17 protein-coding genes and 1 pseudogene are annotated in these 19,864 nt (G+C 71.6%); 6 read left to right on the top strand and 12 right to left on the bottom strand.

Annotated elements, in window-relative coordinates:
• Nucleotides 1-3 precede the first annotated feature (3 nt).
• The gene (locus tag BLU81_RS01505; protein ID WP_231953994.1) at nt 4-1,983 is read left to right on the top strand and encodes a response regulator; all 1,980 of its coding nucleotides are present in this window, start codon (nt 4-6) and stop codon (nt 1,981-1,983) included.
• Here the strand turns inward: BLU81_RS01505 and BLU81_RS01500 are convergent.
• The 3 genes from BLU81_RS01500 to BLU81_RS01490 form a co-directional block, all read right to left on the bottom strand.
• Entirely contained in the window at nt 1,976-4,342 is a 2,367-nt protein-coding gene (locus tag BLU81_RS01500; RefSeq protein WP_092540902.1) for an N-acetylmuramoyl-L-alanine amidase, read from the bottom strand. The genes BLU81_RS01505 and BLU81_RS01500 overlap by 8 nt on opposite strands.
• 254 nt (nt 4,343-4,596) lie before the next feature.
• Nucleotides 4,597-7,101: an FtsX-like permease family protein gene (locus BLU81_RS01495; RefSeq protein ID WP_092540900.1), complete on the bottom strand. Its 2,505-nt coding sequence runs from the start codon at nt 7,099-7,101 to the stop codon at nt 4,597-4,599.
• Between the two features lie 43 nt (nt 7,102-7,144).
• Nucleotides 7,145-7,912, bottom strand: a complete 768-nt coding sequence (locus BLU81_RS01490; RefSeq protein WP_092540898.1) for an ABC transporter ATP-binding protein — start codon at nt 7,910-7,912, stop codon at nt 7,145-7,147.
• A gap of 142 nt (nt 7,913-8,054) precedes the next feature.
• Between BLU81_RS01490 and BLU81_RS01485 the strand changes: the two genes are divergently transcribed.
• Both BLU81_RS01485 and BLU81_RS01480 read left to right on the top strand, forming a co-directional pair.
• Complete coding sequence (locus tag BLU81_RS01485; RefSeq protein WP_092540896.1) at nt 8,055-9,224, top strand: sensor histidine kinase; 1,170 nt, start codon at nt 8,055-8,057, stop codon at nt 9,222-9,224.
• Nucleotides 9,221-9,858 (top strand): annotated as a pseudogene (locus tag BLU81_RS01480) (response regulator). The gene BLU81_RS01485 and the pseudogene BLU81_RS01480 overlap by 4 nt, the downstream one beginning before the upstream one ends.
• A gap of 42 nt (nt 9,859-9,900) precedes the next feature.
• On the opposite strand, the gene BLU81_RS01475 reads toward BLU81_RS01480, so the two are convergent.
• Nucleotides 9,901-10,902 carry a sulfotransferase family protein gene (locus BLU81_RS01475; protein WP_092540894.1) on the bottom strand — a complete coding sequence of 334 codons (1,002 nt, stop codon included), beginning with the start codon at nt 10,900-10,902 and terminating at the stop codon, nt 9,901-9,903.
• Nucleotides 10,903-11,078: 176 nt separating this feature from the next.
• Nucleotides 11,079-11,951, bottom strand: coding sequence for a DMT family transporter (locus BLU81_RS01470; RefSeq protein ID WP_092540892.1), 873 nt, complete (start codon nt 11,949-11,951; stop codon nt 11,079-11,081).
• A 70-nt stretch (nt 11,952-12,021) separates the two neighbouring features.
• Between BLU81_RS01470 and BLU81_RS01465 the strand changes: the two genes are divergently transcribed.
• Nucleotides 12,022-12,939, top strand: a complete 918-nt coding sequence (locus BLU81_RS01465) for a LysR family transcriptional regulator (protein ID WP_092540889.1) — start codon at nt 12,022-12,024, stop codon at nt 12,937-12,939.
• Here the strand turns inward: BLU81_RS01465 and BLU81_RS01460 are convergent.
• The 3 genes from BLU81_RS01460 to BLU81_RS01450 are packed head-to-tail and all read right to left on the bottom strand — an operon-like array spanning nt 12,929 to nt 14,752.
• Nucleotides 12,929-13,444 (bottom strand): GNAT family N-acetyltransferase, encoded by a 516-nt coding sequence (locus BLU81_RS01460; RefSeq protein ID WP_092540887.1) that lies wholly within the window; start codon nt 13,442-13,444, stop codon nt 12,929-12,931. The genes BLU81_RS01465 and BLU81_RS01460 overlap by 11 nt on opposite strands.
• Before the next feature lie 16 nt (nt 13,445-13,460).
• Entirely contained in the window at nt 13,461-14,030 is a 570-nt protein-coding gene (locus BLU81_RS01455; RefSeq protein WP_231953992.1) for a DUF305 domain-containing protein, read from the bottom strand.
• Nucleotides 14,015-14,752, bottom strand: coding sequence for a lytic polysaccharide monooxygenase (locus BLU81_RS01450; protein ID WP_092540885.1), 738 nt, complete (start codon nt 14,750-14,752; stop codon nt 14,015-14,017). The genes BLU81_RS01455 and BLU81_RS01450 overlap by 16 nt, the downstream gene beginning before the upstream one ends.
• 132 nt (nt 14,753-14,884) lie before the next feature.
• Between BLU81_RS01450 and BLU81_RS01445 the strand changes: the two genes are divergently transcribed.
• Together BLU81_RS01445 and BLU81_RS01440 are read left to right on the top strand one after the other, a co-directional pair.
• Nucleotides 14,885-15,271: a RidA family protein gene (locus BLU81_RS01445; RefSeq protein ID WP_092540883.1), complete on the top strand. Its 387-nt coding sequence runs from the start codon at nt 14,885-14,887 to the stop codon at nt 15,269-15,271.
• A complete protein-coding gene (locus BLU81_RS01440; RefSeq protein WP_092540881.1) occupies nt 15,268-15,774 on the top strand; it encodes a DUF402 domain-containing protein in 507 nt (168 codons plus the stop codon). Before BLU81_RS01445 ends, BLU81_RS01440 begins: the two co-directional genes overlap by 4 nt.
• A gap of 5 nt (nt 15,775-15,779) precedes the next feature.
• On the opposite strand, the gene BLU81_RS01435 is transcribed toward BLU81_RS01440, so the two are convergent.
• The 4 genes from BLU81_RS01435 to BLU81_RS01420 are packed head-to-tail and all read right to left on the bottom strand — an operon-like array spanning nt 15,780 to nt 19,853.
• Nucleotides 15,780-16,565, bottom strand: a complete 786-nt coding sequence (locus BLU81_RS01435; protein ID WP_092540879.1) for a hypothetical protein — start codon at nt 16,563-16,565, stop codon at nt 15,780-15,782.
• Nucleotides 16,562-17,419 carry an ABC transporter ATP-binding protein gene (locus BLU81_RS01430; RefSeq protein ID WP_231953990.1) on the bottom strand — a complete coding sequence of 286 codons (858 nt, stop codon included), beginning with the start codon at nt 17,417-17,419 and terminating at the stop codon, nt 16,562-16,564. Before BLU81_RS01430 ends, BLU81_RS01435 begins: the two co-directional genes overlap by 4 nt.
• A 17-nt stretch (nt 17,420-17,436) precedes the next feature.
• Nucleotides 17,437-19,191 (bottom strand): sensor histidine kinase, encoded by a 1,755-nt coding sequence (locus BLU81_RS01425; protein WP_197686094.1) that lies wholly within the window; start codon nt 19,189-19,191, stop codon nt 17,437-17,439.
• Nucleotides 19,188-19,853: a response regulator transcription factor gene (locus BLU81_RS01420; RefSeq protein WP_092540875.1), complete on the bottom strand. Its 666-nt coding sequence runs from the start codon at nt 19,851-19,853 to the stop codon at nt 19,188-19,190. Before BLU81_RS01420 ends, BLU81_RS01425 begins: the two co-directional genes overlap by 4 nt.
• Nucleotides 19,854-19,864: the final 11 nt, after the last annotated feature.

The raw sequence follows: 19,864 nt of genomic DNA, 5'->3' as shown, positions 1-19,864 counted from the left end.
ACCGTGCTGATCGTAGACGACAGCCTGACCGTGCGGATGGACCTGCACGAGGCGTTCTCCGACGACGGGTTCGTCACCATCCTCTGCGCCACCGGGGCCGAGGCGCGGTCGGCGTTCGCGGCCAAACCGTTCGACGCGGCCGTCCTGGACGTGCTGCTGCCCGATGCCGACGGACTGGAACTGCTCACCGAACTGCGGCGCACCCCCGGACGGGACGGGGTGATCACCATGCTGCTGTCCAGTGAGAGCGAGGTGTCCGACCGGCTCGCCGGACTGCGGACCGGTGCGGACGAGTACGTGGGCAAGCCGTACGACGCCGGTTATGTGGTGGCCCGTACCCGCCAGTTGCTCGGGGAGATCCCGGACCGGGCCGGCGACCGCACCATCATCCTGGTCATCGACGACAGCATGACCTTCCGGGAACAGCTGCGCGAACTGCTCGAACCGGAAGGTTACGCGGTGCTGACCGCGACCGGCGGTGAGGAGGGGCTGCGGATGGCCGCCGACCGCCGGCCGCACGCGATCATCGTCGACGGGGTGATGCCGGGCATCGACGGCGCCACCGTGATCCGCCGGATCCGCCTCGACCCGGCCCTGCGCGACACCCCGTGCCTGCTGATGACGGCCGCCGACGACTACGCGACCGAGATGCAGATGCTCGACGCCGGTGCCGACGCGTTCGTCCGCAAACAGCAGGACATGGCGGTGGTGCTGGCGAAACTGGCGGTGGTGCTGCGGCAGAGCGCCGAACAGCTGCCGCTCGAGGCGATCAGTGGTCTGCACGGGCCGGGCAAGGTGATGATCGTCGGCACCGACCGGGCCGAACTGGAACGCTGGGCCGAACCGCTGCGCGCCGACGGCTACGACATCGTGCAGGCCACCACCATGGACGACACCGTCGAACTGCTGGCCGCCCAGCCGGTCGACTGCATCGTCCTCGGGCTCGGCGACGACCTGGAACGGGCCCGCGAGGAATGCCGTCGACTGCGTGGCGCCCCGCAGGCCGGGGATCTGCCGCTGGTGATGACCGGGCATGAGGACCGGATGCTGGACTGTCTGGCGGCCGGGGCCGACGACTACGTGCGCGACGCCGATGTGCAGGAGGGCCTGCGGGTGCACGTGCGGGCGCAGATCCGCCGCAAGCAGTCGCACGACGAGGCCCGCCGCATCCGGGAGGAGCTGATGCGCCGCGAACTCGACGCGGCCGAGGAACGGGCCGCCCGGCAGCTCGCCGAGACCCGGGCGGCACTGGTCGAGGAACTGGAGTGGCGCAACCGGGAGCTGGAGGCCTTCTCCGGCTCGGTCTCGCACGACCTGCGCGGCCCGCTGCAGGTGATCAGCAGTTTCGCCGAGCACATGCTGGAGGAGATCGAGGAGCCGCTCGGCGAGGCCACCAAACACCGGCTGACCCGCATTCACGCGGCGGCGATGCGGATGGCCGACCTGGTGGAGTCGCTGCTGATCCTGGCCCGCGCCAGCCGTGGCGAACTGCGCCGGGAGATCTTCGACATGACGGCGACGGCACATCAGGTGATCGCCGACGTCGCGGCCCGCGACCCGGACCGGCAGGTCGCGTTCACCGTCCGGGAGGGCATGTCCGCCGACGGGGACGAGGGACTGGTCCGGGTCATCCTGGAGAACCTGATCACCAACGCGGTGAAGTTCACCCGCAAGGTCGAGCACCCGGCCGTCGAGATCGGTGGCGACGGCGCCCGGTTCCACATCCACGACAACGGTGCCGGGTTCCCGGCCGATCAGGCGGGCTCGTTGTTCCGCCCGTTCGCCCGGCTGCACGACGCCCGCGACTTCCCCGGCACCGGCATCGGGCTGACCACCGTGCACCGGGCGGTGGAACGGCACGGCGGGGAGATCTGGGCGGAGAGCGAGGAGGGGCAGGGCGCGACGTTCTCGTTCACCCTGCCCCCGGCGCCGCCGGACCATCCCGGTCCGGAGCGGCGCGACAACCCTCGACGAACTACTTGATGTACGCCAGACCGTCGGACACCACGGCCGGGCGCCCCGACGTGCCCTGAACGACGATGGCCACGGTGTGTTTGCCGTAGGCCAGGTCGCGGGTCCACACCGCCTGCCGGTTCAGTGTCTTGGTGGACTTCAGGTCGATCGTGGTGACCTTCTTACCGTCCACGTAGATCGCCACCTTGCCGCTCTTGGCCACCCGGGAGAACAGCAGCGACGCCGACCGGCCGGTGAACGCCCAGGTCAGCTTCGCGTTCTTCGCCGACGCGGTGAGGCTCTTGCCACCGAGGTACGCGGTGTGGGTCTTCTTCGTCCATGTGCCGGTCTTCTTCGCGGCGGTCTCCGGGGAGAGGACCACCTTCCGGGTGATCGAGGCGGCCCGGGTGTTGCCGGCCACGTCCTTCGCGGTGACCGTCCAGACATTCGCGCCGGGTTTCACCGTGGTCGCCCAGCTGCTGACCGGCCCGAGCGTCGCCGGCTTCGGCCGGCTGACCTGGTAACCGGCCAGTTTCAGGTTGTCGGCGCCGTTCGGGGTGAGCCGCACCGGGACCACTGTCGCGCTGTAGGTGCCGGTACGCAAGGACAACCCCACGACCTTGGCGTACGTCGGAGCGGTCACGTCGCCGTAGATCACCACGCCGACCCGGGCGGTGCTGCCGGCGATGTGCCGGGCCAGCACCGTGACGTTGTGCCGGCCGGCGGTGAGCGCCACCGTGGCGGTGCGCTTGTCCCCGGCGACCGTGGCGGCCACCGCCCCGTCGACCAGGATGTCGAACCCGGCGATCTCGGCGGAGGCGGTGCCGACCGCCCAGTTGAGCGTCGCGGACTTCTTCACGTGGTAGGCGCCCGCGGCCAGCCCGCCGCCGGTCACCGGCTTCATCGACAGGCCGGTCACCATCTGCTGCGACTTGGCGCGGATCTCGGGCAGCCGGGCGTAGAGGTTCACTCCCGGGCAGAGGGTGGCGTCGGCGTCCTTGTGACCGGCCAGCCGCGCCACGGTGAACGTGTCACCCGGCTTGAACTTGTCGTTGGCGATGGACGCCTTGAGCGTGACCATGCTGGTCGGGTTGAACCCGTACTTACCGAGGCGGGCCGCGGCGACCTGCGCGACGATCGTCTCGACCGCGGCGGTGGACGCGGCGGTCTCGTAGTTGCCGATCACCGCGATCGAGGCGTAACCGGTGTTGAAGCCCTTGACCGCGGCGGGAACGATCGCTTTCTCCACGCCCCCGACCCGGCCCTCGTAAAGTCGGCCGCACTTGTCGACCAGGTAGTTGTAGCCGATGTCGGAATATCCGTCGCCCTTGATGTCCCAGGCCTGGATCGACCGGACGATCGCCGGAGCCTCAGAGCACTGGTAGTCGTTGGCGGTGTTCGCCGCGTGCGCGGTGTGGTGCAGCCAGACCACCTGGACGCTGCTGGCCTCCACGATCTGGTCACGTTTGACGATGGTCTCGTCGGCGCTCCACGCCGCCCGCGAGTAGTAGGTCGGGAACTGAGCCGCGACCGGCACGGTGGTGGCCGCCGTGATGGACGCCTTGGCGGAGTCCTTGCCGGACTCGGCCGCCGGGGTGACCACCTCATCGGTCAGGTCGTCGACCTTGCTGCCGTCCTCGGCGGGTTCCGTCTCCTCGACGGCCGGGCCGGCCGGCGCGGGCGTCCCGGTGACCGGCTCGCCCGGTACAGGCTCTTCGACGACCGGTTCGGTCGGCTCCTCGGAGGGTTCCGCCGGGGCCGGGGCCTCGGTCGACAGGGTGGGCGCCGGGGACTCCGGGGCCGGTGCCGACGCTCTCGGGGCCGGCTCACCACCGCCCTTGCCGCCGCTGTCGCTCCCCGGGTCGATCATGTCGATCCGCAGGCCGGCAGGCAGGCCGGAGCCCTTACCGGCGATCCGGGCGGCCACTCCGTCGGAAGGGCCGACCCAGAGCGGGGCGGTGGCGCCGCGGCCGAGGTCGGCCGCCTCCGCCCCGTCGGGGGCGTCGTCGCGCAACTGCAGGGCCTGCCAGCCGGACCACTCGCCGGTGGCGACGCTGCGGGTCCGCACTTCGAGGGTGCCGTCCGGAGCGCTGCGGCCGTCGTTCCAGGTGACCCCGAGCAGGCTGAACCGTTTCGTGGTCCGCTGCGGCAGATCGGCCTTGGTGCCGGAGACCGTCAGGTCCACCGAGCGCAGCGTGGTCTTCACCCGGGGCGGCGCGGGATTCGGGTCCGGCGCGAGGGTGCCGGTCACGGTGACCGGCTCGGCGGCCGGCACCGCCGCCGGCGCTGCCGCCCCCGACCCGGAAGGCCAGGTCAGTGCGGCCACTCCACCGCCCGCGGCCAGCACGGCGGTAGCCGTCCCGATCCCGATAGCCAGCTTGCGTCTCATCCGTCCCCCGCAGTGATCACCCGTCGATAGCGGGCGAACCATACCGGACGTTCCGGATCCGTTCTGTCCCGTAGGGCCGCTTCACCGGGCCGCTGTAGACAACCTCACACCCCCGCCAACCCATCAGCCCTCGCCGATCCCTCCCCCGGCTTTTCCCACAGTCCAGTATGGAAAGCCAGAACCCCGGCTCACCACACACAGCAAGCACCACCGCCGCGTGGAGATCCGGGGTTCGATGGTGACTCGGATGGGGGTCAGTCGGTGCCGAGGGCGGTCACCGGGCTGGTTCTCGCCGCTCTACGGGCCGGTAGGACACCGGCCAGCGCGGTCAGGGTGACGAGCACGGCGAAGACCGCGAGGAGCTGCCGTCCCGGCAGGGTCAGCGGGGCGTCCAGGCCGATCGCGGAGACGGCGAGCCAGGCGTACGGCACACCGAGCAGCACCCCGAGCACCGCGCCGATCACCCCGTAGAGCGCGGACTCGGTGGTGAGCATGGTGTGCAGCCCGCCCCGCGACATGCCGACAGCCCGCAGCAGGCCCGATTCACGGGACCGTTCCACCACCGACAGGGCCGTGGTGGCGCCGACCCCGACGACGGCGATCAGCACGGTGAGGCCGATCAGGGCCAGCGCGACCGTCAGCAGCACCGCGAGGGCGTCGTTGACCTGGTCGTACTGGTCGGCGAGGACAGCGACGGCCAGGTCCGCCTGAGCGGTGGCGGCGGTGCGTAGCGCCCGCAGCCCGGCGGTACGGCCGGACTCACCGGTTTCGGCGGCGTCGGCGAGCAGCCCGGTCGGCGCGGCGGACACCCCGAGTCTCGTCAGGTCGGCGGGGTCGAGCAGGACACCGGTGTGCAGCGGCGTCTCCCCGCCGACGACGGCGGCGACCGTCACCCGGATCGCCGTGCCGCCGAGCCCGACCGTGACCTGGTCGCCCGCGCCGAGCCCGTCGACCTCCGCGACGATGCTGCTGAGGACGGCCCGGCCGGGGGCCAGGTCGGCGACCGAACCCGACTGGGCGTCGAGGTCGGCGAGCCGGGGCACCGACGCCACCGGGACGTCGGTGGCCGCCCAGCCCTCCATGCCGCCGATGGTGATCCCGTCGGCCCAGCGGTAGGTGACGACCCGGGTGACCTCGGGACTCTGCCGGACTCTCGCGGCCACCCCGTCGGTCAGGGCGACCCCGGCCGGGCCGCGCAGTTCGAAGTCGGCCGGGGCGGCGGCCACGGCTTCCCGGGTGGCGAGCACCCGGATCGAGTCGCCGCCGACGAGCACGCCGGTGACCAGGGTGACGCCGAGCGCGACCACCACCGACACCGCCGCGGCCCGCCGGGTGCTGCCGCCGACCCCGCCGACGGCTAGCCGCCCGACCGGGCCGAGGCGCCGCAGCGGCCAGCCGGCGACCGCGAGGACCGGCCGGACCAGCACCGGGCCGAGCGCGATCAGGGCGATGAAGGCCAGTCCGCCGGACCCGACGACGCCGAGCAGCATCGCTTCGCCCCGGTCGTAGTCCTCCCCCGGGCTGGGCAGGTTGCTCCAGACCAGGGCGGCGGCTCCGGCCGCAGCCGCGGCGAAGAGCAGCCCGGTGACCAGGCGCGGTACTCCGATGCCCGGCCGGGCGCCGGTGGTCGCGGCCGAGCGCAGCGCTTCCAGCGGCGCCACCCGGGCGGCGGAGAAGGCCGGGGCGAGCACCGCCACGACGGTGATCAGCACAGCCAGCAGGACGGTGAGGACCGCCTCGACGAGCGGGAAGCCGGGTCGGGCCAGGGCGAATCCGAAGGCGGACAGCACCGGTGGGAGCAGGTGGCCGACGGCGAGCGCGGCCAGTACCCCGGTGAGCCCGGCGACCAGGCCGGTCAGGGCACCTTCGGCGGCGAGCGCGCGGGCCAGCGCACCCCGGCCGGCGCCGACCGCGCGGAGCAGGGCGAGTTGCCGCATCCGCTGGGCGAAGACGATCCGGAACGTGGAGGCGGCGATCAGCCCGGCCGCGATCACGGCGACCGCGACGAACACCCGGACCACGATGAAGAGCTGGTCGATCTCGTCGGCCGCCGCCCGCGCCTCGGCCAGCCGGGTCGCCTGTCCCGTGCTGACCTCCGGCACGACCTCCCGGCCTCGGAGCAGATCAAGGACCTTCTGCCGTACGCCGGACGAGTCCCCTTTGCCGTCGAGCCGCACGTCGATCCGGCTCACGAAGTCGTTACCGCCGGAGAGCGCCCGGACCGTGTCGAGCCCGGAGTACGCCAGGAATCCGACGTCGTCGCGCGGCAGCACCGTCCCGACCACGGTCAGAGTCTGATTGCCGTTCTCCCCCACGGTGACCGGCACGGTGGCGCCGACCTGCAGATCCATCCGCTCCGCGGTCCGTGGGGTGACCGCGATCTCGCCGGGCGCCCGTGGATAGCGGCCCGCGGTGACCGTCACCGTGCTCAGTGGCCCGCTGCCGGGATCGGTGGCGACGACCAGGTCCCCGCCGGGTGTCCGCACGTAGGAGTCGGTGCGGGCGACCGCCTCGGCGACTCCGGGCAGCCCGCTGATCGCGGTGAGGTCGGCGGCCCGCAGGTCGCCGTCGCGCACCACCAGGCCGGCGGCTTCCGGGGTGCCGCTGAGCCCGTTGAGGACGCTGCGCTCGGTGATCTGCTGGGCCAGCACGGTGGCGTAGACGACGAACGAGGCGACCAGCACCGCCAGCCCGGTGAGCAGCAGCCGGGCCGGACGCCGGCCGACTCCGGCGAGCTGGGTACGCAGCACGACACTCATCGCGCCACCTGCCCGGCGCCGGCGGAGACGGTCACGGGCTCGCTCATCGGCCGGCCGCCAGGCTCTGCAGGGCGGCGGTGACGGAGGCGGTGTCCGGACCGTGGATCTCGCCGGCCAGCCGCCCGTCGGCGAGCAGGACGACCCGGTCGGCGTAAGCGGCGGCGCCCGGGTCGTGGGTGACCATGACGATGGTCTGGCCCAGGTCGCGGGCCGAGTCCCGGAGCAGGTTGAGCACTTCGGCGCCGGAGCGGGAGTCGAGGTTGCCGGTCGGCTCGTCGGCGAAGACCACCTCGGGGCGGGAGGCCAGGGCCCGGGCCAGGGCGACCCGCTGCTGCTGGCCGCCGGAGAGTTCGCTGGGCAGGTGACCGAGTCGGCCGGCCAGCCCGAGGGTGGTGATCAGCCGGTCCAGGAAGGCGGCGTCCGGTTGACGGCCGGCCAGGTCGAGCGGGAGCGTGATGTTGGCGGCCGCGGTGAGCTGCGGCAGCAGGTTGAACGACTGGAAGACGAAACCGATCCGCTCCCGCCGGGCCTTGGTGAGCACCTTGTCCGGCTGTTTCGTCAGGTCGGTGCCACCGAGCAGCACCTGGCCCGTGGTGGCCGTGTCCAGACCGGCCAGGCAGTGCATGAGCGTCGACTTGCCGGAGCCGGACGGGCCCATGATCGCGGTGAACCGGCCACGCTGGAACCCCACGGTCACGCCGTCGAGCGCGCGGACCGCGGTGTCGCCGGTGCCGTAGACCTTCACCAGGTCCACCGCCGCGACCGCGGCCAGGCCATCGCGGTCGGTGACGGGTGCGGACTGCCTCTGCATGCGGGAACTCCAAGCTCACGGGGATCGGACACGATCGATCCTGGCCGAACGCGACACCCCGCCGCATCCCTCGCAAGTCAGGGACCGGGCTATTACTTTCGGCCGATGGAGACCGACATCCGGCCGCCTACGCTGGGTCACGATGATGAACCTCGCCCTGCTCCGCATGGGCCAGCTCTCCGCCCTCGGGCTGCTGGCTCTCCTCGGCATCGTCGACGTGAAAGGGGGCCTGGCCGGTGACAGTGTCTCGGTCGCCCTCTGGCGGGTGGCGGCCGCGATGATCGCCGCGGCGGTCTGGCTGCCCGCCCACCGGCAGGACTCGGTGGTCCTGCCGGGAGCGGCGCTCGTGCTGGGCCTGCACTCGATGGTGCTGAGTGTGTTCCTCTACCGGCACGGGGCGGCCAACACGCTCTGGGGTCTGGCCGAGTCGGTGGCCCTGCTCGGGACGCTGATGGTGGTGGCGCGCCGGGGCCGGGCGGTGTGGGCGGTCCCGGCGGTGGCGGTGCTGCTGCTGGCCGTGGGCCTGGTGCCACTGCGGTCCGGCCAGCTGGACAGTGGTTATGTGGTCACCTTCGGCCTGATCCAGGCGCTGGCCGGGGCGGCCGCCATCGGCATCGGGGTCTACCTGCGCACGCTGGAGAGCAACCGGCAGCGGGCGGTCGACGCGGTCCGGGCCGAGCAGCGCGCCGAGTTCGCCCGCGACCTGCACGACTTCATCGCCCATCACGTCACCGGCATCGTCGTGCAGGCGCAGGGGGCCCGGTTCATCGCCGAGCAGGACCCGAAACGGGTGCTGCTGGCCCTGGAGCAGATCGAGCAGGCGGGCAGCGAGACGATGGCGTCGATGCGGCGGATGGTCGGGGTGCTGCGGGACCCGGAGTCCCGGCCGGACGCGCCGCTCGCTCCGGTCGCCGGGGTCGGCGATCTGGAGACCCTGGTCGGGCAGTTCACCGCGGCTGGTGGGGCGGTGGCCCGGCTGCACCTCGACGGCGACATGACCGGACTGCCGGTGGAGGTCTCCACCTCGGTGTACCGGGTGGTGATGGAGGCTCTCACCAACATCAGACAGCACGCCCCGGAGGCGGGCAGGGTGGAGGTGCAGCTCACTCGTACGGCCGGGCAGTTGGCAGTCAGAGTGAGCGACGACGGACCCGCACCCCGCCCGCCCACACCGCGCGAACGCCCCGGATATGGTCTCGTCGGCCTCACCGAGCGGGTCCGCACGGTCGGCGGGAAGATCACCGCGGGACCGGGTGTCGCAGGCGGATGGGTGGTCGACGCGGTGTTGCCACTGGAGTGGAGTGTTTCGTGATCAGGGTGTTGATCGCCGACGACCAGGCGATGGTCCGGACCGGTTTCGGCATGATCCTCGGCGCGCAGCCGGACATGGAGGTCGTCGGCGAGGCCGCGGACGGGGTGAAGGCGGTCGCCGAGGCGCGGCGACTGAAACCGGACGTGGCGCTGATGGACATCCGGATGCCGCGGATGGACGGTCTGCAGGCGCTGCGGCTACTGGCCGGGCCGGACGTGCCGGACCCGGTGAAGGTGGTCGTGGTGACCACCTTCGACCTCGACGAGTACGTGCATCAGGCCCTGCTCGGCGGCGCGGCCGGTTTCCTGCTCAAGGACTCCGGCCCGGCTCTGCTGATCGAGGCGGTGCGGGCGGCCGCCTCCGGGGACGCGCTGGTCAGCCCGTCGATCACGGTCCGGCTGCTGCGTCATCTGGCGGCTCCGGTTCCGGTCGGGGGCGACGGCGGGCTGTCCCCCGGGAGTTGGAGGTGGTCCGCCTGACCGCCCGCGGCCAGACCAACGCGGAGATCGCCGGTGGGCTGTTCATCTCGGTCGGCACCGTGAAGACCCATCTCGGCAGCATCCACACCAAGCTGGGCACCCGGAACCGGGTGGAGATCGCCGCGTGGGCCTGGGAGCGGCGGCTGGTGTCCTAGAGGAGCCGGGGTGCGAATCACACCCCGGCCTCGGGCATCTCCCTAGGCGGCGACTCCTTTGAGCTGGCCCTTGGTGAGCAGCGCGGCGACCGGCGGCTCGGCCACCTCGGCCGGGCGGAACAGGTTGCGGGCCGCCTGCCGTGCCGGGCCGAGCCGGTGCCGGGCGATCAGTTTGGCGTCCGAGCGCATCCGGGCGGTGCGTGGCACCGGGATCGACGGGCGGTACCCGAACTTGGTGAGCTGCTCACCGAACGCCGCCTCGCACCGGCGCAGTTCCTCGTCGGTGAGGCGGGTGCGCCAGCTCTGGATCCGTTCGGTGGTGGGCGCCTGGTGGGTGAGGGTGTGCCAGGTCTTGTACTCGGGCACGGCCACCGACGCGAGCTTGTTCGGCGTACTCATCGCCGGGTCGTAGTCCTCCTCCAGGAAGTCACAGATCCGGCGCAGATGCGGTTCCGGGTCGGCGACCAGGTCCTCATAACGCACCTGGTGGAAGACGTCCTTCGGGTAGCGCCGGGCGGCCATCAGCGACGCGTCGGCCGACTTGGCCCAGTAGTCGATGAGGGTGTCGAACTCGGACGGTTTCCACGGCGTCTCCTTGAGCGAAGCCACGCAGTCCCGCCCGTCCCGCATGATGTTGATGATCTGCGCGTCCGGGAAGAGCCGCCGGATCGTCGGCAGATGCCGCAGGTAGAGCGGCCGTTTGTCGCCCCAGCGGGGTTTGCCGAACCGCTCCGAGTACATCCGGAAGACGACGCCGAACGCCGAACCGAGCGTGGGCGGGCCGGCCACGATCGCCTCGGCGGTCTGCTCGGGGTCCAGGCCCAGGTCCTCGAAGTGTGCCGACGTGACGATGAAGCGGGCCAGCTCCTCCCGGTTGGCGGCCTCGGTGAGGTCACCGAACTCGGCGCGCTTCTGGTAGCCCGCGAGCAGGAAGCGGGTCTCCGGCGGCAGCGCGATCCGCGGATGCGCGTGCAACATCAGTTGCAGCATCGTCGTACCGGACCGGGGACAACCGACGACGAAGATCGGGCGGTCACTCGACATGACGACCACCGTAGATCGCTTCGACCGGTTCTGTCGTCCCCGACTGCCGCATGGCGCTCCTTCTCCAGGTCTTCCCACTGATCTTGAAGACTTGGCAAAGGTTTCGCAAAAATCCTGTGCAGGACAGGTTTGTCAGCTGTCGACTTGCTGTGAGTTGGCTGGCAATATCGCAGCGGTTAGACAGAGGACCTGGTCAGTGCCACCGTCGGCCGGGTGGACAACCAGCATCCGGCCACCACCAGCGCGAAACCGGCCACTGTGCCCACCCCGATCGGCTCATTGAGCAGGACCACACCGAGCAGCACCGCCACCACCGGGTTGACATAGGTGACCAGGCCCGCCCGGTTCGACCCGGCCAGGGCGATCAGACGGTAGAACGCGAGCAGCGCCACCGCCGTGCAGAGCACCCCGAGAGCGATCAGCGCACCCCAGGCGTCCAGTCCCACCGGCCCGGTCGGCAGCACCAGCAGACTGAGCGGGGCCAGCACGACCGTGGTGGTCACCGTGGTGCCGACGGTGAGCGCCTCCGGCGGCAGATGCGCGGCCCGGCGTTGCACGAGCATGACGGCCCAGGCGTAACTGATCGCGGCGAGCAGCACCATCCCGGCACCGAGCAGACCCCAGCGGTCGCCGCCCAGATCCACCCCGACCAGCACGACCACACCGGCGAACCCGGTCAGCAGCCCGGCCGTCCGCATCGGGGTGAGCGGCTCGGTCCGCGCCATCATCAATGCGATGACCACCGGTTCGACGGCGATCAGGATGCCGGTCAGCGACGAGGTGATGTGCTGCTCGCCGTAGGTGATCAGCAGGAACGGGCCGATGATGTGCACGGCCGAGATCAGCGCGACGGTCCGGAAGTTGCCGTGCAGCGAGCCGAGGGTGCCGCGGAGCAGGGCGACCGGGATCAGGACGGCGGCGGCGATCGCGGCGCGACCGGCGACCACCAGCAGCGGCGACAGGTCCTCGATCGCGATCTTGATGAGGAAGTACGGAATCCCCCACAGGACGGAGACCGCGGCGAAGAGATACCAGGCGAGACGATTCACCTCTTCACCCTGGACCCGTACGGTGGTAAGCGGAAGTGGCTACTTACTGATGCCGTGTTAAGGAAAACTGATGATCGATCCGCGTCGTCTGCGCGTGCTCAGCGAGGTCGCCCGGCACGGCAGCTTCAACCGCGCGGCCGCCGGGCTGCGCCTCACCCCGTCCGCGGTCTCCCAGCAGATCAGCGCCCTGGAACGAGCCGTCGGCACGGCCGTCGTCCGGCGCAGCACCCGCGGCGTCGAACTCACCGACGCCGGCCGGGTCCTCATCGGCGCCGCGGAGACCATCGACGCCGAGCTGCTGACCGCCGAACGCGAGATCGCCCGGCTCGCCACCGAACGCGTCGAGAGCCTCACCGTGGCCACCTTCACCAGCGGCGGGCAGCGGATCCTGCCGCACGCGCTGATCGGGTTCACCACCGGCCATCCGGCGGTCGAACTGACCGTGATCGAGAGCGAACCGGAGGAGAGCCTGCCGCTGGTCCGCTCCGGGGCGGCCGACCTGGCGCTGGTCTACCACTTCGACGGGCCACCGCCGATCCCCGCCGGACTGGACTGGCTGCCACTGCTGGACGACCCGATGTGGATCGTCCTGCCGGCCGGGCACCGGCACGCCGGGCGCACCTCGGTAGCCATCGCCGAACTCGCCGGGGAACGCTGGGTGCACGGCTGCATGTCGATCAGCGAGATGCTCGACCACTACGCGGCCCTGGCCGGATTCCAGGTGGAGACCGCGTGCCGGGGCACCGACTACCAGTTCGCGCAGTCCCTGGTCCGGGCCGGCGTGGGCATCGCGATGATCCCGGAGGTGGCGCTCACCGCCGACGCCTCCGGGCTGACCGCGGCCCGGGTCGCCCCACCCGCGCCGTGCCGGTACGTCGGTGCGGCCACCTCGAAACGCCGCCGCACCGACCCCCTGGTCACGGCCCTGCTGCAGACGCTGCGCGCCACCGTCGGCGCCCTGCCCGCCACTCCCCTGGCTACAGCGTGATCCAGTAACGCCGGACGATGCCGAGCGTCGTGTCCCGCACGTCCTCCAGGACACCGCCGTGGCGCTCGATCACCCGCGCCGAGGCGGGATTGTCGTCGTCACAGGTGATCAGCACCCGGTCCAGCCCCAGCTCACGGGCCAGCGGCAGGACTTCGGCCAGCGCCCATGTGGCCAGGCCCCGCTTGCGTTCCGACGGGCGGATGCCGTACCCGATGTGGCCGCCGGCGTCGAGTAGGAAGTCGTTCAGCTCGTGACGCAGGGCGATCGCGCCCAGATAACGATCGCCCTCGACGATCCAGCGGAACGAGCACCGCACCCAGCCGTCGGGCACGCTCACCTCCGCCGCACGCAGGCGGGCGACCCAGGCGGCGAACCCGGCAGCCGTGCCGACCTCGTCGGTGGCCCGCAGACCCGCGCCGGGCGGGTGCTCGTCGTGGCCCCACTCGTCGCGGGACTCGGTCCAGGATTCGTACAGTCGCGTGGTCGGTGTGATCAGTTCGGGCACGCGCCGAACGTACCCATCAATCGTCTTGTTCGCCCTCGGGTTTTTCGCCCGCGGCCAGCGCGAGCAGGCGCTGGATCTGATGCTGCCGCGACTCGGTCATGCGTTCGGCGAGATCAACCGCTTGCGGGTACGAACCATCGGCCGCCTGCATCCGGATGGTCTCCATCGCGTTGTGCAGGTTACCGAGCAGCAACGCCACCGCGGCCCGGTCGAACTCACTTCCCTCGAACTCGCTCAGCCCGGCGAAGTCCTCCTCACGCAACGCGTGCAGGGCACCGTGCCCGGCGTGCGGCCCGTCGCCGGGATCGGCTTCCCGTGGCTTCCCCCACTCCTGCAGCCAGCCGCGCATCATCGGAACCTCGGTACGCCACGCGGCGCGCAGTTCGGTGGCGACCGCCCGGATCTCCGGATCGGCCGCCCTCCGCTCGGTGACCTGGGCGACCCGGTCCCCCTCGGCGATCTGCACCAGCCCCATCTGCAGGAACATCACATCGGTGCCGTTGGGCGCCGCGGCCGGCGGTGTCCCGCAGGCCGCAACGCTCAGCAGGAGTACGAGGGCGGCCCGGAGCGCTAGACCGCGGCCCACAGCGCCGCGGTGTACGGGGGTTCCCAGCCGGCGAGCGCGGTGTGCGCCTGCCGGCACTGGTAGCTGACGCCGTTGTAGGTCACCCGGGCGCCGACCTGGTACGCGGTCCCGGCCGTCCACGTCGTCGTCCCACTGGAGGCCGTCGGCGTCGGGGTGGGGGTCGGGCTGACCGTCGGGGTGGGGGTCGGGGTCGGCGTCGGAGTGCCGCCGCCGCCGATGTTCACGTCGACGCACGAGTAGAACGCGTTGATCGTGTCGGCGATGTTCCAGCGGGCCAGCACCGTCTGCCGGCCACTGAACCCGGCCAGGCTCACCGTGTGCGACTTGGTGGCACCCGGCTGGGCGCCGCCGTCGTTGAACGACGCGACCCGGGTGCCGCCGATGAAGTATTCCCAGGTCGAGGTGGAGTGCCGGGCGGTCAGCACCCAGTTGAAGGTGACGCTGGTGCCGACGGTCGCGGCCGGCCAGTTCTTCGACGTGTCGTTGAGGACGGCGAACCGGCTGCCGCCGCCGTTGCACTGCGTCGAGCCTTTCGGGGCTTCCACGCTCTGCGGTTCGTAGACGATGTCGCCGCAGCCGGAGACCGCGCCGCTGGCGCAGTTGGCTTGGCGGCTGGGCGGGGACGAGATGTAGCCGTGGGCGGACGCCGGGGAGACGGCCACCAGGAGGGAACCGGCGACCGCGGTCCCGGTCAGCACGGAGAGGGTGAACCTGCGCCTCATGCTCAGCTCCTCGAACAGTGGGGGACGTGTTCACCAACGTAAATTAAATATCCTTAACAGTAAACATTGTTAATAATTTTCAGGGACCGGAAACCGGGTTGCCGCCGTAGGGCCGATCTCTAAGGTGGACGAATGCCGACCATCGAGTTCCCTGGAACACCCGCCGCGAACGGATACAGCAACGTCGCCGTCGTCGGAGCGGGCAGCCGGATCGTGCACACCTCGGGTCAGGTGGCCGTCGACGCCGACGGCAAGGTCCCGGAAGGCTGGGAGGAGCAGACCCGGCTGGTCTTCCAGAACCTCGGTGCGGTCCTCGCGTCCGCCGGGGCGGGCTGGGGCGACGTGGTCAAACTGACCTACTTCGTCACCGGCGTCGACGAGTTGCCGCTGGTGCGGCGGGTCCGTGACGAGTTCGTCGACGTCACGCAGCCGCCGGCCAGTTCGCTGGTCCAGGTGGCCGGGCTGTTCCGGCCAGACCTGCTGATCGAGATCGAGGCCGTCGCCGCCATCGCCTCATGAACGTGGAGATGCGGTTCACCAAGTGGGGCGGGCGCCGGCACTGGGTCTACCGGCTGGAGCGCCTCGGCGAGGACGAGCACGGCCAGTGGTTCGGCGGGCGCAGCGGAACCGTGATGCGCCGTGGTGAGGATCCACCGGTCGTACAGCCGCACGACTTCGTCACGCTGGTGCCGGCCACCGGCTCCTGGATCGCCTGGTTCAACGCGGCCGGGGCGGACACCCCGATCGCCGTCTACATCGACGTCACCACCCGGCCGCGGGTCGACGACGAGGCGATCCACGCCGTGGACCTCGACCTGGACGTGATCCGGCTGTGGGACGGCGAGGTGCGGGTGCTCGACGAGGACGAGTTCGCCGACCACCAGGTGCTCTACGGCTACCCGCCGGAGGTGATCGAGCAGGCCCGGGCCACCACCGACGAACTGGTGACCCGGCTGACCGCGGGCGTCCAGCCGTTCGAGACCGCGGCCCGGCAGCGACTGGCCGGTTTCGCCACCGGTTGACGGTGTCACACGTCCCGACGATGCAGGGCCAGAAAGGCCACCGCCAGCAGGGTGGCCGTGGTGGCCGCCAGGACCGCGAACCCGGCCCAGGGCGCCAGCAGCGCGGGATCGTGGGCCGTAGCGGTGACCCGGAGGCCGGCGGTGGACGGCCAGTACTTCATCGCCCACCGGGCGAGCCCGGCCGGCAGGGTCGGGATGAAGATCGGGACGATCAACAGGACACCGGTCATGATCGACAAGGAGGCCGCCGTGGAACCGGTGAGCACGCCGAGCGCCAAACCCACCAGAGCGGCCGCGGTCAGGTAGAACGCGGCACCGAGAACGGCCCGGAAGACACCGGGATCGGTCAGTGCCGCAACCGGGGCACCCTGGGTGCGAAGCACCGGGCGCGCGATGAGGAAAGCGGTGAAGGCGGCAACGATTCCGGCCGCCATGGCGGCGAGGCCCACCGTGACGATCTTCGCGGTCAGGACCCGGCTCCGGCGCGGGATCGCGGCCAGCGTGGAGCGGATCGTCCCGGAGGCGGTTTCGGTGGTGAACGCCAGGACCCCGAGGGCACCCGCCGCGATCTGCGTCATCATGATCCCGGCCAGGCTCACCCGGGCCGGGTCGAAAGCCCCGCCGTCCCACTGGCGGGCCTGAGCGAACGCCATCAACGCGGCGAACGCGCCGGTCACCACGACCACGGCGACCACAAGCACCGCCGGAGCCCGCAGCGACCAGAACCTGACCCCCTCGGACCGGACAGCGGCGACCGATGAGATCCACCCGAGGCGGGCGGTGGCGGTCATCGGAGGTCTCCGGCGAACGACGTGACGGACATGAAGACGTCCTCCAGCGAATCCCGGCGGGAGGTCAGCTCGGTCAGCACGGTGCCGTGGGCGAGAGCGAGGCGGCCCACCTCGTACGCGGCGAGCCCGGACACCAGCCACCCGCCCTCCGGAAGGTCACGGACCGCCCCACCGGCGGCACGCAGCGCCGCATCGAAAACCGGATCACCGGCGGCCCGGACCAGCAGCGCCGCGGGCGCGGCCCGGTCCAGGAAGGCGGCCAGAGTGGTGTCGGCGACGAGCCGACCGTGACCGATGACGACCAGCCGGTCGGCGGTGAGTTCCATCTCGGACATCAGATGACTGGACAGCACGACCGTGCGGCCCTCCCCCGCGAGATCCCGCAGCAGGGTCCGCAACCAGGCGATCCCGGCCGGATCGAGACCGTTCACCGGCTCGTCCAGCAGCAGCACGGCCGGATCGCCGAGCAGAGCGGCGGCCAGACCGAGCCGCTGTCGCATGCCGAGCGAATACACCCCGGCCGGGCGCCCGGCCACCGCGCTCAACCCCACCCGGTCCAAGACCTCGTCGACACGGGCGCGCGGCAGCCGGTTGCCCGCGGCGAGGGCACGCAGATGAGCCCGGCCAGACCTTCCCGGGTGTACGGCGTGCGCGTCCAGCATCGCCCCGACCTCCCGCATCGGCTCCGCGAGGTCGTGGTAAGGGCGGCCACCGACCCGCGCCGTCCCGGCGGTCGGCCGGAGCAGCCCGAGCACCATCAGCATCGTGGTGGTCTTACCGGCCCCGTTGGGCCCGAGAAAGCCGGTGACCGCTCCCGGCCGGAACTCGACGGTGAGAGCGTCGACGGCGGTCATCGGTCCGTATCGTTTCGTCAGTCCACGAAGTTCGAGCATGCCGGGCAGCCTGCCGGGCCCACCTGGGCACATCCGCAGCATTCCGGTGTGTTCTCCCGGACCGGGATCCGCAGGTGGAAGGTCGCCCCGCCGCCGGGTGTGCTCAGCGCCCGCACGACCCCACCGTGAGCGGTGACCAGCGAACGGACGATGGCCAGGCCGAGGCCCGCCCCACCCGGCCGGGAACGGGCGGTGTCGCCGCGGTGGAAACGTTCGAAGACCAGTTCGGACTCCCCGGGCGGGATTCCGGGACCGCTGTCGGCGAACTCCAGGACAGCGTCGGCACCGTCCCGGCCGGTCCGGATCCGGACCGGTGACCCCGGCGGGGTGTGCGCGTGCACGTTACCGGCCAGGTTGGTGACGATCTGCCGCAGCCGGGCCTCGTCACCCAGGACCGGGGCGGCCTCGGGCGGGCCCGTACCGGACAGACCGGTGACGCTCACCGGGCGTTCCGGGTCGAGGGCGTGCAGATCGTCGACGGCGTCCACCGCGAGAGTACGCAGGTCCATCGGCGCCCGGCCCGGCGAGCCTCCGGTGGCACCGGCCCGCGCCTCGTCGAGGCGCGCCAGGAGCAGCAGGTCTTCGACCAGGCTGGTGAGCCGGCGGGCCTCGGTGTCGATCCGCCGCATGGCCCGGTCCACCTCCGCCATGCGGCCGTCCCGGTCCACCTCTGCCATGCGACCACCCTGGTCCACCTCTGCCATGCGGCCGCTCTGGTCCGCCTCCGCCGTGCGGCCGCCCTGGTCCGCCTCCGCCCTGCGACCGTCCTGGTCCGGTTCGGTGTCGCGGCTCATCAGATACAACTCGGCGGAGCCGGCGATACCGAACAGTGGAGTGCGTAGCTCGTGGCTGACGTCCGCGGCGAACCGCCGCATCCGCGCCTCGGATTCGGCCCGTGCCGTGACGCCCTCCTCGATCCGGTCGAGCATGCCGTTGAGCACGGTGGTGAGGCGTTCGGTCTCCGACCCGGCGGCGGCCAGGGTGGGGATGCGCCGGCTCAGATCACCGCCCGCGATCCCGGCGGCGGTCTCCTCGATGGCCCGCAGCGGCCGGAACGCCGCCCGGATCGCCAACCACCCGGTCACTCCTAGCACGAGGATCAAAACCACACCTGCGATCAGCCCGGTCAGTCGCAACCGGGTCATGATGGCGTCGACGGCGGCGAGGGACGCGGACACCGCGACCACACCGTCGTCCCGCGCGACGACCACCCGCCGCCAGTGCGAGCCCTCGCCTCCCTCCACAGCGTGCGGTCCTCCTCCTTCCCCGACGGGCGGGCCGTCGGGGAAGACGGCGGGCGGGGCACCGGCGAGAGCGGTAGGCGGGGCACCGGCGAGGACGGTGGGCGGGGCGCCAGCGAGGACCGCTGGCGGTGGTGGGGGCTGGGGCGAATCGCCGCCGGTGACGGTGCCGGTGTGGTGCACGACCCGGCCGGAGTCGTCGAGGTAGACCACGTCGATGTCGCCGACCAGGTCGAGGCCGGCGAGGAGCCGGGCCCGCCCGGTCTGGTCCAAGGCCCGGACCAGCGTGGGGTCGAGCCGGGCCATGAGTTGTGCCAGCGCGGACACCTGCCGGTCCACCCGGTCGACGAGATGCTGCCGGAGCACCCCGGCCACCAGCACGCCGCTGGTCACCAGCCCGGCGGTGAGCAGCACCAGGGTGATCCCGAGCAGCCGGACCCGCAACGATCCCAGGATCGGGCGGTGCACCGCCGCCATGCCCGGGTCACTCATGGTGGCGGGACTTTCAGGACGTAACCGGCACCGCGCTGGGTGTGGATCAGCCGGGGAGGACTGGTGTCGATCTTGCGTCGGAGGTAGCTCACATAGGTGTCGACGATGCCGGTGTCGCCGGCGAAGTCGTAGCGCCAGACCGCGGCCAGCAGGTCCGGTTTGGAGACGACCCGGCCGGCATGGGCGATCAGGTGACGGAGCAGCCGGAACTCGGTCGGTGACAGGCGCACCACCCGGCCGTCACGGGTCACCTCACTGGTGTCGGGGTCGAGTGTCAGGCCGCCGATCGACGGCGGGCCGGACCCGGCCCGGCGCAGGATCGCCTCGATCCGGGCGATCAGCTCCCGCAGATGGAAGGGCTTGGTCACGTAGTCGTCGCCGCCGGCTGACAACCCGGTGACCTTGTCGTCGGGGGCGTCCCGGGCGCTGAGGAAGAGGACCGGCACCTTCCCACCGGTGGCACGCATCCGGCGGACCACCTCGAAACCGTCCATGCCGGGCAGCGTCACGTCCAGCAGGATCAAGTCGGGTGGTTCACGGGCCGCCAGGGCCACCGCCTCGGCGCCGGTGGCGGCCGACGCGACAGTGAATCCGGCGAAGCGCAGCGCGTCGGACAGCAGCTCACGAACGGTCGCCTCGTCGTCCACCACCAACAGCCGCATGCGACGAAGCT

The organism is Actinoplanes derwentensis (assembly GCF_900104725.1).
Lineage (GTDB): Bacteria > Actinomycetota > Actinomycetes > Mycobacteriales > Micromonosporaceae > Actinoplanes > Actinoplanes derwentensis.
This window is presented reverse-complemented; position numbering and strand designations above follow the sequence as displayed.

What these genes read in the sequence shown, in the direction of transcription:
- BLU81_RS01500 (WP_092540902.1), bottom strand. Translation starts at nt 4,342, where the DNA reads ATGAGACGCAAGCTGGCTATCGGGATCGGGACGGCTACCGCCGTGCTG.
- BLU81_RS01495 (WP_092540900.1), bottom strand. Translation starts at nt 7,101, where the DNA reads ATGAGTGTCGTGCTGCGTACCCAGCTCGCCGGAGTCGGCCGGCGTCCG.
- BLU81_RS01490 (WP_092540898.1), bottom strand. Translation starts at nt 7,912, where the DNA reads ATGCAGAGGCAGTCCGCACCCGTCACCGACCGCGATGGCCTGGCCGCG.
- BLU81_RS01485 (WP_092540896.1), top strand. Translation starts at nt 8,055, where the DNA reads ATGATGAACCTCGCCCTGCTCCGCATGGGCCAGCTCTCCGCCCTCGGG.
- BLU81_RS01475 (WP_092540894.1), bottom strand. Translation starts at nt 10,902, where the DNA reads ATGTCGAGTGACCGCCCGATCTTCGTCGTCGGTTGTCCCCGGTCCGGT.
- BLU81_RS01465 (WP_092540889.1), top strand. Translation starts at nt 12,022, where the DNA reads ATGATCGATCCGCGTCGTCTGCGCGTGCTCAGCGAGGTCGCCCGGCAC.
- BLU81_RS01450 (WP_092540885.1), bottom strand. Translation starts at nt 14,752, where the DNA reads ATGAGGCGCAGGTTCACCCTCTCCGTGCTGACCGGGACCGCGGTCGCC.
- BLU81_RS01445 (WP_092540883.1), top strand. Translation starts at nt 14,885, where the DNA reads ATGCCGACCATCGAGTTCCCTGGAACACCCGCCGCGAACGGATACAGC.
- BLU81_RS01440 (WP_092540881.1), top strand. Translation starts at nt 15,268, where the DNA reads ATGAACGTGGAGATGCGGTTCACCAAGTGGGGCGGGCGCCGGCACTGG.
- BLU81_RS01435 (WP_092540879.1), bottom strand. Translation starts at nt 16,565, where the DNA reads ATGACCGCCACCGCCCGCCTCGGGTGGATCTCATCGGTCGCCGCTGTC.
- BLU81_RS01430 (WP_231953990.1), bottom strand. Translation starts at nt 17,419, where the DNA reads ATGACCGCCGTCGACGCTCTCACCGTCGAGTTCCGGCCGGGAGCGGTC.
- BLU81_RS01425 (WP_197686094.1), bottom strand. Translation starts at nt 19,191, where the DNA reads ATGAGTGACCCGGGCATGGCGGCGGTGCACCGCCCGATCCTGGGATCG.
- BLU81_RS01420 (WP_092540875.1), bottom strand. Translation starts at nt 19,853, where the DNA reads ATGCGGCTGTTGGTGGTGGACGACGAGGCGACCGTTCGTGAGCTGCTG.